The 15222-nt window shown below is 69.9% G+C and carries 14 protein-coding genes; 10 read left to right on the top strand and 4 right to left on the bottom strand.

All coding sequences use genetic code 11. The annotated features are described in order from the left end of the window. Positions 1 to 57 precede the first annotated feature (57 nt). Positions 58 to 2532, bottom strand: coding sequence for a lysylphosphatidylglycerol synthase transmembrane domain-containing protein (locus AOP72_RS12440; protein ID WP_062137692.1), 2475 nt, complete (start codon positions 2530 to 2532; stop codon positions 58 to 60). A 29-nt stretch (positions 2533 to 2561) separates the two neighbouring features. Then, positions 2562 to 3389: a CPBP family intramembrane glutamic endopeptidase gene (locus AOP72_RS12435; RefSeq protein ID WP_062137689.1), complete on the bottom strand. Its 828-nt coding sequence runs from the start codon at positions 3387 to 3389 to the stop codon at positions 2562 to 2564. 124 nt (positions 3390 to 3513) lie between these two features. Here AOP72_RS12435 and AOP72_RS12430 point away from each other — a divergent pair, with 124 nt between their 5' ends. The 3 genes from AOP72_RS12430 to AOP72_RS12420 are packed head-to-tail and all read left to right on the top strand — an operon-like array spanning position 3514 to position 6176. Next, a complete protein-coding gene (locus tag AOP72_RS12430) occupies positions 3514 to 4053 on the top strand; it encodes an RNA polymerase sigma factor (RefSeq protein WP_062137686.1) in 540 nt (179 codons plus the stop codon). Then, entirely contained in the window at positions 4053 to 5489 is a 1437-nt protein-coding gene (locus AOP72_RS12425; protein ID WP_152650417.1) for a hypothetical protein, read from the top strand. Before AOP72_RS12430 ends, AOP72_RS12425 begins: the two co-directional genes overlap by 1 nt. Before the next feature lie 9 nt (positions 5490 to 5498). Beyond that, positions 5499 to 6176 (top strand): MOSC domain-containing protein, encoded by a 678-nt coding sequence (locus AOP72_RS12420; RefSeq protein ID WP_062137680.1) that lies wholly within the window; start codon positions 5499 to 5501, stop codon positions 6174 to 6176. 213 nt (positions 6177 to 6389) lie between these two features. On the opposite strand, the gene purB is transcribed toward AOP72_RS12420, so the two are convergent. Next, positions 6390 to 7823, bottom strand: a complete 1434-nt coding sequence (gene purB, locus AOP72_RS12415) for an adenylosuccinate lyase (RefSeq protein WP_062137677.1) — start codon at positions 7821 to 7823, stop codon at positions 6390 to 6392. A gap of 95 nt (positions 7824 to 7918) precedes the next feature. Here purB and AOP72_RS12410 point away from each other — a divergent pair, with 95 nt between their 5' ends. Both AOP72_RS12410 and AOP72_RS12405 read left to right on the top strand, forming a co-directional pair. Beyond that, on the top strand, positions 7919 to 8197 hold the full coding sequence (locus AOP72_RS12410; protein WP_062137674.1) for a hypothetical protein: 279 nt from the start codon (positions 7919 to 7921) through the stop codon (positions 8195 to 8197). Further along, entirely contained in the window at positions 8194 to 9789 is a 1596-nt protein-coding gene (locus AOP72_RS12405; RefSeq protein ID WP_062137671.1) for a PGAP1-like alpha/beta domain-containing protein, read from the top strand. Before AOP72_RS12410 ends, AOP72_RS12405 begins: the two co-directional genes overlap by 4 nt. Here AOP72_RS12405 and AOP72_RS12400 read toward each other — a convergent pair. After that, positions 9755 to 10141, bottom strand: a complete 387-nt coding sequence (locus tag AOP72_RS12400; RefSeq protein WP_062137668.1) for a phage holin family protein — start codon at positions 10139 to 10141, stop codon at positions 9755 to 9757. The genes AOP72_RS12405 and AOP72_RS12400 overlap by 35 nt on opposite strands. A 35-nt stretch (positions 10142 to 10176) precedes the next feature. Here AOP72_RS12400 and hisC point away from each other — a divergent pair, with 35 nt between their 5' ends. The 5 genes from hisC (at position 10177) to AOP72_RS12375 (ending at position 15222) form a co-directional block, all read left to right on the top strand. After that, positions 10177 to 11244 (top strand): histidinol-phosphate transaminase, encoded by a 1068-nt coding sequence (gene hisC / locus AOP72_RS12395; protein ID WP_062137664.1) that lies wholly within the window; start codon positions 10177 to 10179, stop codon positions 11242 to 11244. A 109-nt stretch (positions 11245 to 11353) separates the two neighbouring features. Then, a complete protein-coding gene (locus tag AOP72_RS12390) occupies positions 11354 to 12211 on the top strand; it encodes an ABC transporter permease (protein WP_062137661.1) in 858 nt (285 codons plus the stop codon). Beyond that, positions 12204 to 12965, top strand: a complete 762-nt coding sequence (locus AOP72_RS12385) for an ABC transporter ATP-binding protein (RefSeq protein ID WP_062137658.1) — start codon at positions 12204 to 12206, stop codon at positions 12963 to 12965. The genes AOP72_RS12390 and AOP72_RS12385 overlap by 8 nt, the downstream gene beginning before the upstream one ends. 95 nt (positions 12966 to 13060) lie before the next feature. After that, positions 13061 to 14209 (top strand): thiamine pyrophosphate-dependent dehydrogenase E1 component subunit alpha, encoded by a 1149-nt coding sequence (locus AOP72_RS12380; RefSeq protein ID WP_152650416.1) that lies wholly within the window; start codon positions 13061 to 13063, stop codon positions 14207 to 14209. Then, a complete protein-coding gene (locus AOP72_RS12375) occupies positions 14206 to 15222 on the top strand; it encodes an alpha-ketoacid dehydrogenase subunit beta (RefSeq protein ID WP_062137652.1) in 1017 nt (338 codons plus the stop codon). Before AOP72_RS12380 ends, AOP72_RS12375 begins: the two co-directional genes overlap by 4 nt.

The raw sequence follows: 15222 nt of genomic DNA, 5'->3' as shown, positions 1-15222 counted from the left end.
CCCAGATGTGTCGTATGGAGGAGCGAATGTCGCAACGTGCCCGTCTGCCTACAGACACTAGAGCTCGCCCTTGCGCTGCAGGAACTTGAAGGCTGCGTAGCCCATGGGGACCCGGGCCCAGTAGGTGATCAGTCGGTAGATGACCACGACCGGGGTGGCCACAGACCACGGGATGCCGGCCGAGAACAGTCCGGCGCCAAGCGCGAACTCTACGGCGCCCAGACCACCGGGCGTGGGCACGATCGCGCCCGCCGCGTTGGACAGGAAGAACAGCACCGCGACGTCGATCACGGCGAGCTCCTGGCCGAAGGCCTGCAGGGTGCAATAGAAGGCACCCACGTAGGCCGCGGTCTGGACGAAGTTGCCGCCCAGGCCCAGGAGCAGCCGTCCCGGCTGGCCCAGTACCTGCACCAGGCGCGGCCACGTCTGGCGCAGCGGCGGCATCAGCTTGGCGGCGGCCCATCGCCGCACCGCGGGCACCAGCAGGGCGAGCGTGACCACCACTGCGACCGAGAACACGCCGATCAGCACCGCCGTGGAGGGCAGCGCGGCGAGCGTTCCCTCGGAGCCGGTGATGAGGGTCAGCACCAGCAGGCCCACCACGGTCACCACGATCGCGCTCACCTGCACCAGCGCCACGGTGGCGACGGCGATCGGGCCCGCCACACGCCGCTTGGTGAGGGTGCGCAGGTTGAGGGCCGCCGGGCCTACTCCGGCGGGGACGGCAAGCGCAATGTAGGCCGCGGCGACCTGCACCAGCACCACGCGGAACCACGGCAAACGAATGGGTGAGAAAGCGAGCATGGCCATGGCGGCGCCCACGAACGTGAGCAGCGACCACAGGAACGCCCCGCCGATCCACCAGGGGTTCGACTCACGGAGTGCCGCGACCACCTCTTGGGCGTTGAAGCCCGCGAGCACGATGCCGACGGCGATTACGGCCGCGGCGACCGTCAGCACCGTCCGCCAGCCGAACCGCGCGATGTTCTGCTGGTCCGTGCTGGCGTGGGGGATGCGCTGCACGATCAGCGTGCGGAGCTGCTGAAGCAGCTTGTGCTGCGCCTTGACCTCCTGGCGGGTCTCACGCGGCAGCACGATGGACTGGAGCAGCGGCGCGACCTGCTCGAGCACGTCCTCGTCGAGAGCGCGGAAGGCCGCGGCGACAGCGCGGCCGGAACCCACGAGGGTTGCGGTGGCCGCGAGCACCTGGACGTCGTCGAGCCGGCGCGACAGCCGTCCCGCCGCGACCTCGCCCATCTCCCACGTGGTGAGCCACACCATCGGCTCCCCGGTCGCCTCGTCCTCGCCCACAAGAATGGTCTGCGCGCTGAGGGCCCGATGAGCGATGCCCGCATCGTGAGCGCGCGTCACCTCGCCCCAGATGGCGTCAAGAATCTCGTCGGTGACGTCCTCGGGGTCCATGTCGCACAAGGCGTGCGAGGCCACGGGCCGCTGATACACCGTGATCATCGTGTCGCGCGCCTGGCTCATGCCGAGCACGCGGGCGGTGCGCACTCCCGCGGTGCGTGCAGCGTGGGAGGCGAGCGCGGTGGACTCGGCCGTGTGGCGCAGGCTCACTTCGGCGCGCGTGTCGATGCCCCGGAATCGCACGGTGGCCCACAGCTTCGCGAGGAATCCGGCCGTGTGCTGATCACCGTCAAGCGCGTTGACGATGAGGTGGTGCCCCTCGATCGTGGTGAGCGAGTAGACCCGGCCCGAGCGCGTGCGGCCCACGGCTGCCGAGACCGCGTCGACGTCGGCGGGCTCGTAGGCGCCCCGCGCATCGGCCCTCAGCAGTGTGCGTGGCTCGAAGCCGGCGCGGCGAATGCCGTCGACCAGTGACTCCCCATACGCGCGATCGGCGGTGGAGCCGAGCGCCCAGCGCAGCACCAGACCCGTCACCCGACCGATGAGCACGACGGTGATCGCGGCGGGCAGCGTGACGATGCCGGAGATGATGCCCACGGCGGCCGCGACCCACAGCAGCGTCCACGACACCGAGAGCACCCGGCGCGTGGTCCGCAGACCGGCGGCGGTCAGCATCGCGGAGACGGCCGCCAGGTAGGCGGGAAGCTGGATGACGAACTCGCCATCCGACCACACCGAAAGGCTGGCGACCAGCTCGTCGGCGCCGAACTGCTGGGTGGTGATGACCGCGAACACGGTTGCGATGAACGCGAGCACGGCCGCACCCAGCACCTCGAGGATGCGGCGTGGCTCGCGCCGCGCGGCCAGATCGATGATCACTGCCGCGGGCACGATCAGCGTGACGATCGCGGAGAAGATGTTGACCGGAGCGACCAGCAGCCGCTGCAGCAGCCGCGAGATCCCGCGCACATCCTCGGTGAAGCCCTGGGTGGTCTCGAGGCTGTAGGCGCCGAGCAGCAGCACCAGCACGATGCCCACGGCGGTGCCGATCGCCGCGATGAGGTCCGCGACGCGATGGACCCTGGTCTCGGCCTCGTCATGGATGGTGATCCCGGCCAGCGGGTGGGGCGCAGGGGTCTCCTGCGTCGAGGTGTCCGCGGCCATGAGGCGAGTCTATGAGTCGGCTCGCGCGATCACGCGACGCCGAGCTCCACGAGCCACTCCTCGGGCACCAGTTCGGGCCCGATGAACGACACGGCGTCGAGGGTCCAGTGGGCGATGATGAGCGGCCCCAGCCGGCCGGTGCGGTGGAAGTACCACGCGAACACGAGGCCCATGACGACGTTGCCGAGGGCCATCGGCCATCCCTGATACAGGTGGTACGCGCCGCGCAGCAGGGCCGATGCGACGATGGCCCCGGTCGCCGACCACCGCATGTCCTGGAGCCGGGTGACGAGGTAGCCCACGGCGATCGTCTCCTCGAGAACCCCCGCGACCGCCGCCGAGAACAGCAGAATCGTCGCCGTCCACCACGCATCGGGCAGCCCGGACGTGTCGATCCTCACCGTCTGGCCGATCGCACGCCCCACCGCGTAGAGCACCAGGCCAGGCAGGCCGATGGCCGCCGCGAGCACGAGGCCCATGCCGAGGTCTCTCCACGCCGAGTGCTCGTGCCCCGTGATGCCGAGCCTGCGCAGGGCACTCTTGCCTCCCGCGCTCAGCAGGAACAGCACCAGCGCGACTGGCACGAGCAGGTAGAACTGGCGCACCACCTGCAGGATGAGGTCGATGTAGTCGATCTGCGAGCGAGACGGATTGAGCTGGCTCGTCTGCTGGCCGATCGACGGCTCCGCGAGGTAGCGCTCGACCAGCCGCAGCGCCGCAGTGATCGCGTAGTACCCGAGCGACAGCCCGAGCACGATCAGCACCTCGGCGCGCAGCCGGCGGCGGCTGGGCACCTCGACGGCCGATGCGAGGGCCGGGGTCGTCGGGGTGGTGGGCGCGGCGGCGTGGTCGTCCATGGTCACGCTCACCCTAACGAGCGATCGCCTGCCCGAGTGCCCGCCGAGGTGCCACCCCAACGATCCTGGTGGCGAGGCGCGTTCTGTGGACGACAACGCGAGGGGTCCGTGACAGGAGGCGCACGTGGCGCGATGGGAACCGGTGCTCGACGCGGTGATCCGGGAACGAGGGCCGCGACTGCTGGCCTACGCCCGCCTCCTCACGGGGGACGGCGCCGAGGCGCAGGACGTGATGCAGGACGCGTTGGTGCGGGCCTTCTCGCGTGGGAGGGCCTTCGATGACGTCAACCGCGCCGAGGCCTACGTGCGGCGAACGATCCCCAGCGTCTTCATCGATCACCTGCGGCGCCACGATGCGGCGGCGCAGGCTCATCGCCGCACGCGCGATCCGGAGCCGCACCACGTGGACCGCGCTGTGGTGCTCGATGTCCGTGCCGCGCTGGTCAGGCTGTCGCCCCGCGAGCGCGCCTGCATCGTGCTGCGGTTCTACGACGACCTCACTGTGCCCGCGATCGCCGAGCGGCTCGGCCTCGCCGAGGGAACCGTCAAGCGCTACCTGTCCGACGCATCGGCCCGCCTGGCGATCGAGCTCGACACCGTCGCCGACGGGAGCGACACCCCCTCGGTGCCCATCGAGGCGCCAGCGCCGAAAGGAGCGCGATGATGAGTGACCTTCGAGATCTGCTGACCGCGGCTGTCGCGGACGATGCGCGTGGCATCAGCGGTGACGTCCTGGCCGATGCGCTGCGGCCGAGCACCCGCCGACGAGTGCGCACGCGCCGGCGAGTGCGGGCGGCGGGAGTGGGGTCCGTTGCCGCGATGTCGCTCGGCGGCATGGCGTTCGGCGCGGCTCAGCTTCCGGGCGTGACCACTGCGCAGCCGAGCCTCGTGCCCGGGACGGCGAGCCCAGGCACCGCATGCCCCGCGGGCTCCATGTGGGTGGATCCCACGCTCGGCGCTGACGACGTCTCCTACGGCAAGAGGGGGCCTGACGACGACAAGTGGCAGTCCAGTGACGTGCCCGGAGTGGGGGTGCAGAGAATGTCGCTCGACGACGGGGTCGTCACGGCAGTCTTCGACGACTCCACCGGAGACGTCATGGCGATGGTGGAGTTGGCGGCCTCCTCCGTGTCCGAGGACTTGCTCCACGTGATGATCGCCGAGGACGAGGCTCTCGTTGTCGCCTCAGACCTCGACGGCTCGTACACGTTCGAGCTTCGCGACGGCCGGTGGCTGACGGTGGACAGCGCGGGCGAGAACGTCGTCGCTCTTGCTGACACGCAACCCGACCCCGCCTCCGCGTCGATGGAGACCGACGAAGGCGTGGGCCGGGATGAGGCGGCGAGCGCTTGGGCACGTGACTTCCCCCTCGACTGGCCCGAATCGCCGTGGGTATGTGTCGACACGGATACGTGGGGTCATGAGCCTTCGGCGTCGATGTCGGCGTCGGAAGCAGAGGCGGACGACCTGGAGGCTGGCAATTCTGCCACCGCATCGTCCCCGTACCAGTGCGGATACGTGCTGCCCGAGGACGAGCGACTGCCCGACGAATGGGCGATCGTGGACCAGGAGTGGATGTCGCCCGAGGAGGCATGGGCGGAGGTCTCGGCAGGCTACTCGGACTCGATCGACACGTCGATACGCAAGCCGTCTGCGCCGGTGCTGCGGTTCGAAGCGGCTGGAGCTCTGTTCGACGAACCGGGACTGCACCATGGGGAGATCGTTCTTGAGGATCCGGGTGCGCCGAGGTTCATCGAGACCTTCGAGTCGTGGACTCTCGACGAGAGATATGACGTCACGTCGCTCTCGTTGGTCGCCGTCAAGGACCGCGTCGTGGTGGGTGTCATCGACGATTCCACGTCTCGGGCGCTGCCGTCGGGCGTCACGGTGAAGACGCCAGGTCAGAGGCTCGAGGGTGATCCCCCACACCGCGGGCTCGAATTCTTCCTGCTGGACGACGCCGAACTGCTGCCATGCGACGGGTTCACGGGCGATCTGAAGGACGCGAAGCTGTACGGAGTGTCTGGGGGCGCGCAGATGGCGGCGGACGGCACCGTCACTGGCCCTATCTACGGGTGGCAGGAGATCGAGAACCCGTAGCCTGGCGAGATGGACGTGACTGCGCTGCGCCGCTACCCCGTGAAGTCGATGGGCGGCGAGGCGCTCGCGACCGTCGAGCTCGATGGCCGCGGTCTGGTGGGCGACCGCGGCTACGCCGTGCGGGATGCGGAGGCCCGCCTCGCCTCGGGCAAGAACACCACGCGGCTGGTGCGGCGCGACGGCGTCTTCGCCTACAGCGCCCGGACGGCCGATGCGGGGGTCGAGGTCTGTGGGCCTGGCGGCACCTGGGTGGTGGGAGACCCGGCGCTCGACCGTGCCCTGAGCGTGGACTTGGGCGCGGCAGTGACCGTAGCCCCCGAAGACGACGTGCCGCACTTCGACGATGGCGCCGTGTCGCTCATCGGCACCGCGACCCTCGAGTGGTGCGCTCGCGAACTCGGCGCCGACGCCGACGCGCGCCGGCTGCGCCCCAACATCGTGGTTGCGACCTCGGAGCCGTTCGAGGAGGAGGACTGGTCGGGCGAGGTGCGCATCGGCGATGTGGTGCTCCGGCCCGCCGGGCGCATCGAACGCTGCCGCACCATTGATCTGGCGCAGGACGGCGTCGAGACGCGCACCCGGTGGCTCAAGCCCTTGGGGGATCAGCGCGACATGCGCGTCGCCATCTATCTGGACGTGATCACGCCAGGGAGGATCGCCGTCGGCGACGCGGTAGAGCTGCGCTAGCGCCCTGGCAGTCATTCAGTGCTGACCTGGGCCAATTCCCGGGACTCAGTGACTGCTAGCGCGCAGAGTCCTCGCCACGGCGCGCCCGGCCAAGTGCTGAGTGCCCGGTTCGGCTCGATATGGGCGCTGAGCAGTTGCTGGAGGGACATGAGTGCACGTTTCGGCGCGAATCCTGCACCCATGTCCCTGCAGCGCGCAGAGTGAGGTGAGGGCTCAGCGCAGGTACTCGTCCACCAACTGCTCGGCGAGCCCCACGTAGGAGCCCGGGGTGAGCGCGGCCAGGCGGGCGGCGGTGTCGGCGGGCAGCGGCAGCGAGGCCACGAACTCCTGGATCGCCGCCGCGTCGATGGCCTGACCGCGCGTGAGGTCCTTGAGCCTCTCGTACGGGTTGTCCATGCCTGGCACGCCCGCGACTGCCGCCGCGCGCATGGCGGACTGAATGGGCTCCGCGAGCACCTCCCACGACGCGTTCAGGTCCGCGGCCAGCGCGGCCTCGTTCACCGACAAGGTGGTGAGGCCGCGACGCACGTTGTCGATCGCGAGCAGCGAGTGGCCGAACGCGACTCCGATGTTGCGCTGCGACGTCGAGTCGGTGAGGTCGCGCTGCAGGCGGGAGGTCACCAGCGTGGCGCCGAGGGTGTCGAACAGCGCCGCTGAGATCTCGAGGTTGGCCTCGGCGTTCTCGAAGCGGATGGGGTTGATCTTGTGCGGCATCGCGCTCGAGCCGATGGACCCCTTCGCGGCGGCCTGCGCGAAGTAGCCCAGGGAGATGTAGGTCCACACGTCGGTCGCGAGGTTGTGCAGCACGCGCCCGAACCGCGCGACGTCCGCGTAGAGCTCGGCCTGCCAGTCGTGACTCTCGATCTGAGTCGTGAGCGGGTTCCAGGTGAGCCCCAGGCCCTCGACGAACGTGCGCGACACCGCGATCCAGTCGGTTCCGGGCACCGCGGCGGTGTGCGCGCCGAACGTTCCGGTCGCGCCGTTGATCTTGCCCAGGTACTCCTGGCGGCCGATGCGCGCGAGCTGGCGCTGGAGGCGGTGGGCCAGCACCGCGAGCTCCTTGCCGAGCGTGGTGGGCGTGGCGGTCTGGCCGTGGGTGCGCGACAGCATCGGCACTGCCTTGGCCAGGCGCGCGAGGGTCCCGATGTCCTCGACGAGCGCGGCGGCGGCGGGCGTCCACACCTGCTCGACGGCGCCCTTGACCATGAGCGCGTACGAGAGGTTGTTGATGTCCTCGGAGGTGCACGCGAAGTGCACGAGCTCGCTCAGCGGCTCGAGTGACGTCCCCTCGAGCCGGCGCTTGATGTAGTACTCGACCGCCTTGACGTCGTGGACCGTGACCTTCTCGATCTCCGCGTGCTCGGCGATTCCGGCGGCGTCGAAACCGGCCGGGATCGCGCGCAGCAGCGTGGTCTCGTCGGCGGTCAGCTCGCGTGCGCCGGGCACGGCGCCGGTCTCGCACAGGTGGATGAACCACTCGACCTCGACGTGCAGGCGCGCGCGGTTGAGCGCCGGCTCCGACAGGTGGTCGACCAGCGGCGCCGCGACGGGACGGTAGCGGCCGTCGAGGGGGCCGAGCGCGATGGCGGGCTCCACGTCGGCGAGGGACACGAGGGATGAGGGGTTCCAGGCGGTCACGGCCACCATTGTTCCACGCGCACACCCGCGCGGGCCCGGCCGCTGTCCACAGCGCATGGCGGCCGGCGGGACGGCGGCCCGGATCGCGTCCCTAGCGTCGTGCCATGACCAAGCTCGCCGTCACGTGGGGAGGCACCGCACCGCCACCCCCGCTCCTGCTGCCCCTTCACCCCTTGGATGAGGCCTACGCCGCTCTGAGCCGCGCGCTCGCGTCTCTGGCTCACGCGCGTGACGTCGACTGGGTGTCGGTCGCGGCGGCGCAGTACCGCTCGGAGCTGGCGGAGGTGGAGGTGCGGGTGCGTCGGCTCATGGTCACGGTCGACGGCTGCCGCGATGACTGGCACCGCGCTCGCACCCTCGCCTGGGTGCACGGCCAGTCATGACGGAGCCGCCACCCATCGCCGTCGGCGGCGGAGCGGGTGGACACGTCGCCCTCACCGAGGACATCGCGTACGCCAGCGCGACGCTCGATCACGCCGCGGTGGAGGTGGACGAGGCGGCACGCCAGCTGCGGATGGCTGTCTACTGGCTCGAGCGGGCGCTGCCTGATGCGGTTCCGTCCCTGCGGGGCGCCCTCGTGAGCGCCGATGCGGGGGTGGGCGACGCCCTGCACGGCACGGGCGGCGCGGTCGCGGTCGCGGGTGAGATCGCCGATGCTGCGGCGCGGCTGGCTGCCGTGGCGCGTGCCTATGAGGAGGCCGAGGCGGCCGCACGCCAGCGCATCGGCCGCGGCGAATGGTGGCGACGCGCAGGAGGCGACCTGGTGCAGACGGCCATGTTCCCGGCGCGGGTGCAGTACGGCGCGCTGGCGGCGGTCAGCGCGATGGCCGTGGGCGCCGCCGCTCGTGGGAGCCGGCGCATCGGCGACGCGCTGACCGCCACCGGGCAGCGGGCCGGCCTGGCGTGGGGGGCCGGAGCGATGGGCCTGGCGATGAGCGCCGACGGAGCGGAGGCGGTGGCGGCGGCCCTGCTGCCGGATCGCCCTCCGCCCACGACCGGCTACCTCAACGGAAGGTCAGTCGGGCCGCTTCTTCAGGCGTTCGACGCTCCCCGCGACCCCGCTCCGACGGGCTACGAGGTGACCGCGGGCTCGCTGGCCGCGGTGCTGGGTCTGTTGGAGCGCATCGGGAAGGAGCCGGTCTACTCCGGAGCGGTGCCGCGCATCGGCAGCACGTCCAGGCGCGCGGCCCCGACGGGAGTGGCGGACCTGATCGCCGGGATCGACCCGTTGCAGGTGGGCGGCGATGGAATGGTCGCCGTCGAGACGATCGCGCATCCGGACGGCTCCCGCTCCCACGTGGTCCGGATCCCGGGCACGCAGGACTTCTCCGTGACCGCCGCCTCGCCCTTCGATAACCGCACCAACGCGGTGGCGGTGACCGGTGGTGACACCGACACCGCGCGGTTCGTACGCGACGCGATGCGGGCGGCGGGAGTGCTGCCCCACGAGCCGGTGATGCTCGTGGGCCACAGCCAGGGAGGAATCGTGGCCGCCACCCTCGCCGCCGACACGAGCGATGAGTTCTGGGTGACGCACGTGGTGGCGGCCGGATCACCCACGGACCGCATTCCTCACCGTGACGACGTCCAGTACCTGCACCTGTCGAGCGAGCAGGAGGTGGTGCATCAGCTCGACGGGCGGGCCACTCCCGATGCGCCCCACATCACGACCGTCGTCGCGGACCTGCGTGCGGCGGCCGACCCGGCGGTGGCGCGGGCGGGAACGGGGCTGATCGGTGCCCACGCTGTGTCCTCGTACGTCGCGGCGGGTCAGGCGGCCGATGCGTCGAGCCACGCCTCGATGACCGCGTGGCGGGCGAGCGCCGCCCGATTCGTGGGTGGCGGCACCGCCACGAGCCGGGAGTTCGCCCCCACCTTCACGGAGCGGGTCGGCTCGCCGCCACCCGAGCGGCGGCCTCGGACGGCCGAGAGCCGGGGGGTCAGTCCCGGCGGGCTCCCAGGATGGCGCTCATGATCGCGGTGACGATGCTGATCACCAGCGCCGCGAACAGCGTCTGCCAGAAGCCTCCGATGGACAGCGTCATGAAGTCCACCTGCTCGGAGATCCACGCGGTGAGCCACAGGATGAACCAACTGATCACCAGGGCGAACAGGCCCAGGGTGAGGATCGTGATGGGCAGCGCGAGTACCGACAGAACGGGCTTGATGATCTGGTTGAGCAGCACGATCACGGCGCCGATCCCCAGGTACACGAGGGCGCGAGTCCACCACTCGGCCTCTCCTCCGGAGACCTCCACATCCAGGGGCAGCAGCGACGTGATCCAGACGGCGATCGCGGTGGCTGCGACCCGGGCTAACAAATTCATGGCAACGAGTCTGGCACACCTGCCATGCTGGTCACATGGATCTCCCCCGCCCTCGGCCGGCCGTCTCGTCGCTCCCCACGTACATCCCTGGAGCCCGTGGTGACGCGGATCGACTGCCGCCCGTCAAGCTCTCGTCCAACGAGACTCCGTACCGCCCTCTGCCGATGGTGGCCGCGGCCATCGCCGCGGCAGGCGAGGCGGCGCACCGCTACCCCGACATGTTCGCGGTCGAGCTGCATGACCGCATCGGCGCTCACCTGGGGCTCGACGCGGCGTCCGTGGCGGTCGGAGGCGGATCCGTCGCCGCCCTGCAGCACGTGCTGCAGGCCTACACGGGCCCCGGTGACGAGGTGATCTTCCCGTGGCGGAGCTTCGAGGCGTACCCGATCCTCACGGCGATCACGGGCGCGACGGCGGTGACGGTACCGCTCGCCGCCGACGCGCGCCACGACCTGGACGCGATGGCGGCCGCCGTCACTGACGCGACTCGGGTGCTGGTGCTGTGCTCGCCGAACAACCCCACCGGCCCGGCCGTGCGGCTCGAGGAGTTCGAGCGCCTCATGGCTGCGGTGCCTCGGCGCGTGCTGGTGGTGCTCGACCAGGCATACGTGGAGTTCGTGCGCGATGCCGATGCGGTGGACGGGCTGGCGGCCCTGAGGCGCCACCCGAACCTGCTCATCGCGCGCACCTTCTCCAAGGCGTACGGCCTGGCGGCACTACGGGTGGGCTACGTCGCGGGTGCCGAGGGGCTCATTGCCCCGGTGAAGTCCTGCGTCACGCCGTTCTCCGTCTCCGCCCCGGCCCAGGTCGCGGCCCTCGTGTCGCTCGACGCGCGCGACGAGCTGATGGAGCGCGTGGAGACGGTGGTCGCCGAGCGCGCCCGCGTGGCCGATGCGCTCCGTGAGTCCGGCTGGGAGGTGCCAGACGCGCAGGGCAACTTCGTGTGGCTCCCTGCAGGTGAGCGCACCACCGCCATCGCTCAGGCGCTCGCGGCCCTGGAGCCGGCGATCCTCGTGCGACCGTTCGCGGGAGAGGGGATACGCGTGACGATCGGCACCCGCCAGGAGAACGACGCGTTCTTGGCCGGTCTCGCGAGCCTGTGAGCGGCCGACGTGCACGTGACATCGCGGGCGGCTGGTAATTTGGTTGCGCCTATGTTCGCACTCGTGAGCGCCGCCGCGCGCGATCCGCGTGCCTTTCCTTGGGAGAAGAGTGTCGTCAACTGACCTCGATGCGTACGCGCGCGAGCACGGCCTGGAGCGCGTCGGCGCCCGGCCCCCGTTCACGGAGTATGTCGCCGAACTCTGGCGGCGTCGCGCCTTCGCCTTCACGATGGCGCGCTACAAGGTCCAGGCGTCGATGAGCGACAACCGGCTGGGCATGGGCTGGATCGTGCTCAAGCCCATCCTCAATGCGGCGCTGTTCGGGCTGATCTTCGGCGTGATCATGCCCAGCGACTCGAGGCCCGAGAACTTCATCCCGTTCCTCGTGTCCGGCGTCTTCATCTTCGAGTACTTCTCCAAGTCGTTCGGCTCCGGTGCCCGCGCGATCATTGGCAATAGCTCTCTGGTCCGCAGCCTGAGCTTCCCGCGGATGCTGCTGCCGATCTCTTCCGTGCTGCAGCAGGTGGTCGAGCTCGTCCCCATGCTGATCGTGATGGGTGCGATCCTGCTCTTCTTCGGCGAGCCGCTCACCTGGGGCTGGCTGATGATCGTGCCGATCATGGCTCTCATGACGCTCTTCAACCTCGGCGTCGCGCTCATCTCCGCACGACTGACGGTTCACATGCGCGACGTGACGCAGTTCATCCCGCTCATCACCCGGGTGCTGTTCTACTCCAGCGGCATCTTCTACTCGCTCGAGCTCGTCCTCAAGGACGATCCCGAGCTGCTGAGGCTCGCGCAGCTCAACCCCGTGCACGACTACATCGCGCTGGTGCGCGGCTACATGGTGGAGGGCAACGTGGTGTCGCCGCTGATCTGGTGGGTCGCGACGGGAGCAGCATTCGTGACGTTCGCGATCGGCGTCGTGTACTTCTGGCGCGCTGAGGAGAGGTACGGACGTGACTGACGCAGGCTCATCGGTGACCATCAACAAGAACCGCCCCACCGTCGTGGTGGACGACGTCCACGTCAACTACAAGACGTTCGCGTCCGGCAAGGCGGCGGCTAACAATCGCCAGCTCCTGCGGCGACAGCGTGGCGTGCGGATCGTCCACGCGCTCAAGGGCGTGACGTTCACGGCGTACGAGGGCGAGAGCATCGGCGTCGTGGGCCACAACGGCTCCGGCAAGTCGACCCTGATGCGTGCCATCGCCGGCCTGCACACGCCCAGCAAGGGCTCGGTCTATGCCTCGGCGCGACCCGCGCTCCTGGGCGTCAATGCGGCGCTGATCCCGGATCTCTCCGGCGCGCGCAACGTCATCATCGGCTCGCTCGCTCTGGGCCACACACCCGCGGAGGCGCGCGAGGCGTACGAGGAGATCGTCGAGTTCTCCGGCCTCGAAGAGTTCATCGATCTGCCCATGAAGACGTACTCGTCCGGCATGGCGGCGAGGCTGCGGTTCTCGATCGCGGTGTCGCGCGACCACCAGATCCTGTTGGTCGACGAGGCGCTCGCGGTGGGCGACAAGGAGTTCAAGGCCAAGAGCGAGCAGCGCATCCGCGAGTTGCGGCAGCAGGCCGGATCCGTGTTCCTGGTGAGCCACTCGATGCGGTCCATCCTGGACACGTGCTCCCGCGTGATCTGGATCGACCACGGCAACCTCAAGATGGACGGCGACCCGGACGAAGTGGTCGCGGCGTACCAGGCCTCCAAGAACTGACCGGTTGAAACCTACGCGACCGTAGCCTACGCTTGCGTAAGTTAGCCAGGCGGGGCGCTGTCGTGTCCCGCGTCGCACGACCCTTGGGAGCCTCGGTGGACGCAGTCGGACCTCTCTCTTCTGACGGTCTCGTCCAGTTGCTCACGCACACGGGCGAGGCGGTCGAGAACGAGACCTTCTCTCCGTATGCGGCGCACCTGAGCGCGGACGACCTGCGCGCCTTCTGGCGCGATATGACGGTGCTGCGTGCCTTCGACCTGGAGGCCACCAGCCTGCAGCGTCAAGGCGAGCTCGGTCTGTGGGTGCAGTCCCTGGGTCAGGAGGGTGCGCAGATCGGCTCCGGCCACGCGCTCCGCGAGCCCGACTTCGTGTTCCCCAGCTACCGCGAGCATGGCGTGGCCCTGACCCGCGACGTCGACCTGGTCGATGTGCTGAAGATCTTCCGCGGTCTTCAGCACGGCGCGTGGAACCCCAAGGACCACAGCTTCCACCTCTACACGCTCGTCATCGGCTCCCACGCTCTGCACGCCACGGGCTACGCGATGGCCCTCGACCGCGACGGGCTGGTCGCCAGCGGCGATCCTGACCGGGACGGTGCCGCCGTCTGCTACTTCGGTGATGGCGCCACGTCGCAGGGCGACGTGAGCGAGGCGCTGACGTTCGCCTCCGTCTACAACGCGCCGGTCGTGTTCTTTGTGCAGAACAATCAGTTCGCGATCTCCGAGCCCGCCACCCGGCAGTCGCGGGTTCCCCTCGCGGACCGCGGCAAGGGCTTTGGCATCCCCACCGTCCGCGTCGACGGCAACGACGTGATCGCGTGCCACGCCGTGACCCAGTGGGCGGTGCGCCACGCGCGTTCCGGCGGCGGCCCCGTCTTCATCGAGGCCTTCACGTACCGCATGGGCGCGCACACCACGTCCGACGACCCCTCGCGCTACCGGTCCAAGGCCCAGGAGTCGTATTGGGCGGAACGCGACCCCATCGCGCGCCTCGAGACGTACCTGACCGCCAGGGGCGAGCTGTCGGACGAGTTCCGCGCCGAGGTCGAAGCCGAGGCCAAGGCGTTGTGCGAGCGAGCCCGCACCGCAGTGCGGTCGTGGGAGCGCGAGCCGCTTCTCACCATGTTCGACGATGTGTACGCCCTTCCGCACGCCACCGTCGAAGCGGAGCGCGCATGGTTCGAGCGCTACGAGGCATCGTTCGCCGACGGCGAGACCGCGGCTGAGGGGAAGGCGCACCGATGACCGAGCGGATGACGATGGCCGGTGCCATCAACGCAGGCCTGCGGGCGGCGATGGAGCGCGACCCCAAGGTGCTCCTCATGGGTGAGGACATCGGCGCGCTGGGCGGAGTGTTCCGCGTGACCGATGGTCTCCACAAGGACTTCGGCGACGCGCGGGTCATGGACTCGCCGCTCGCGGAGTCCGGCATCGTCGGCACCGCGATCGGCATGGCGATGCGGGACTACCGCAGCGTCATCGAGATCCAGTTCGACGGGTTCATCTTCCCGGCGTATGACCAGATCACCACCCAGCTGGCGAAGATGCACTACCGCTCGCGGGGCACCATCACGCTGCCGATCGTGATCCGCGTGCCCTTCGCCGGCGGCATCGGCGCGGTCGAGCACCACTCGGAGAGCCCCGAGGCGCTGTTCGCGCACACCGCCGGCCTGCGCCTGGTGTCTCCCGCGACGCCCCAGGACGCCTACGACCTCATTCAGCAGTCCATCGCGTGCCCGGACCCGGTGATGTTCTTCGAGCCCAAGGCGAGGTACTGGGACAAGGGCGACGTCGAGACGTCACGCGTCGCCGCCCAGCTCGATCAGCCGGAGGGCGAGGCGCTCGCGACCGCCGAGATGGCCAAGGCGCGAGTGGCCCGCGAAGGCGCCGATGTGACGCTCGTGGCGTACGGACCGACCGTGCGGCTCGCGCTCCAGGCGGCCGAGGTCGCGCGGGAGGAGGGCACGGACGTCGAGGTCATCGACCTGCGGTCCATCTCCCCCCTCGACTCCGACACCGTGGTGAACTCCGCCAAGCGCACGGGTCGAGTGGTGGTGGTCCACGAGGCCCCCACGTCGTTCGGCTCGGGCGCGGAGCTGTCGGCGCGCGTGACGGAGCAGGCCTTCTTCCACCTTCACGCGCCCGTGCTCCGCGTGGGAGGCTTCCACACGCCCTACCCTGGAGCCAAGTTCGAGCACGACTACCTGCCGAGCCTCGATCGCGTGCTTGACGCCGTCGATCGAGTGATGGCGCACTGA

The sequence above is a fragment of the Demequina aestuarii genome, assembly GCF_000975095.1.
In the GTDB taxonomy this organism is placed as follows: Bacteria; Actinomycetota; Actinomycetes; order Actinomycetales; family Demequinaceae; genus Demequina; species Demequina aestuarii.
This window is presented reverse-complemented; position numbering and strand designations above follow the sequence as displayed.

Excerpts from the sequence above, each read along its gene's own strand:
- AOP72_RS12375 (WP_062137652.1), top strand. The coding sequence starts at position 14,206 with ATGACCGAGCGGATGACGATGGCCGGTGCCATCAACGCAGGCCTGCGG.
- AOP72_RS12410 (WP_062137674.1), top strand. The coding sequence starts at position 7,919 with ATGACCAAGCTCGCCGTCACGTGGGGAGGCACCGCACCGCCACCCCCG.
- hisC (WP_062137664.1), top strand. The coding sequence starts at position 10,177 with ATGGATCTCCCCCGCCCTCGGCCGGCCGTCTCGTCGCTCCCCACGTAC.
- AOP72_RS12440 (WP_062137692.1), bottom strand. The coding sequence starts at position 2,532 with ATGGCCGCGGACACCTCGACGCAGGAGACCCCTGCGCCCCACCCGCTG.
- AOP72_RS12405 (WP_062137671.1), top strand. The coding sequence starts at position 8,194 with ATGACGGAGCCGCCACCCATCGCCGTCGGCGGCGGAGCGGGTGGACAC.
- AOP72_RS12425 (WP_152650417.1), top strand. The coding sequence starts at position 4,053 with ATGAGTGACCTTCGAGATCTGCTGACCGCGGCTGTCGCGGACGATGCG.
- AOP72_RS12400 (WP_062137668.1), bottom strand. The coding sequence starts at position 10,141 with ATGAATTTGTTAGCCCGGGTCGCAGCCACCGCGATCGCCGTCTGGATC.
- AOP72_RS12435 (WP_062137689.1), bottom strand. The coding sequence starts at position 3,389 with ATGGACGACCACGCCGCCGCGCCCACCACCCCGACGACCCCGGCCCTC.
- purB (WP_062137677.1), bottom strand. The coding sequence starts at position 7,823 with ATGGTGGCCGTGACCGCCTGGAACCCCTCATCCCTCGTGTCCCTCGCC.
- AOP72_RS12420 (WP_062137680.1), top strand. The coding sequence starts at position 5,499 with ATGGACGTGACTGCGCTGCGCCGCTACCCCGTGAAGTCGATGGGCGGC.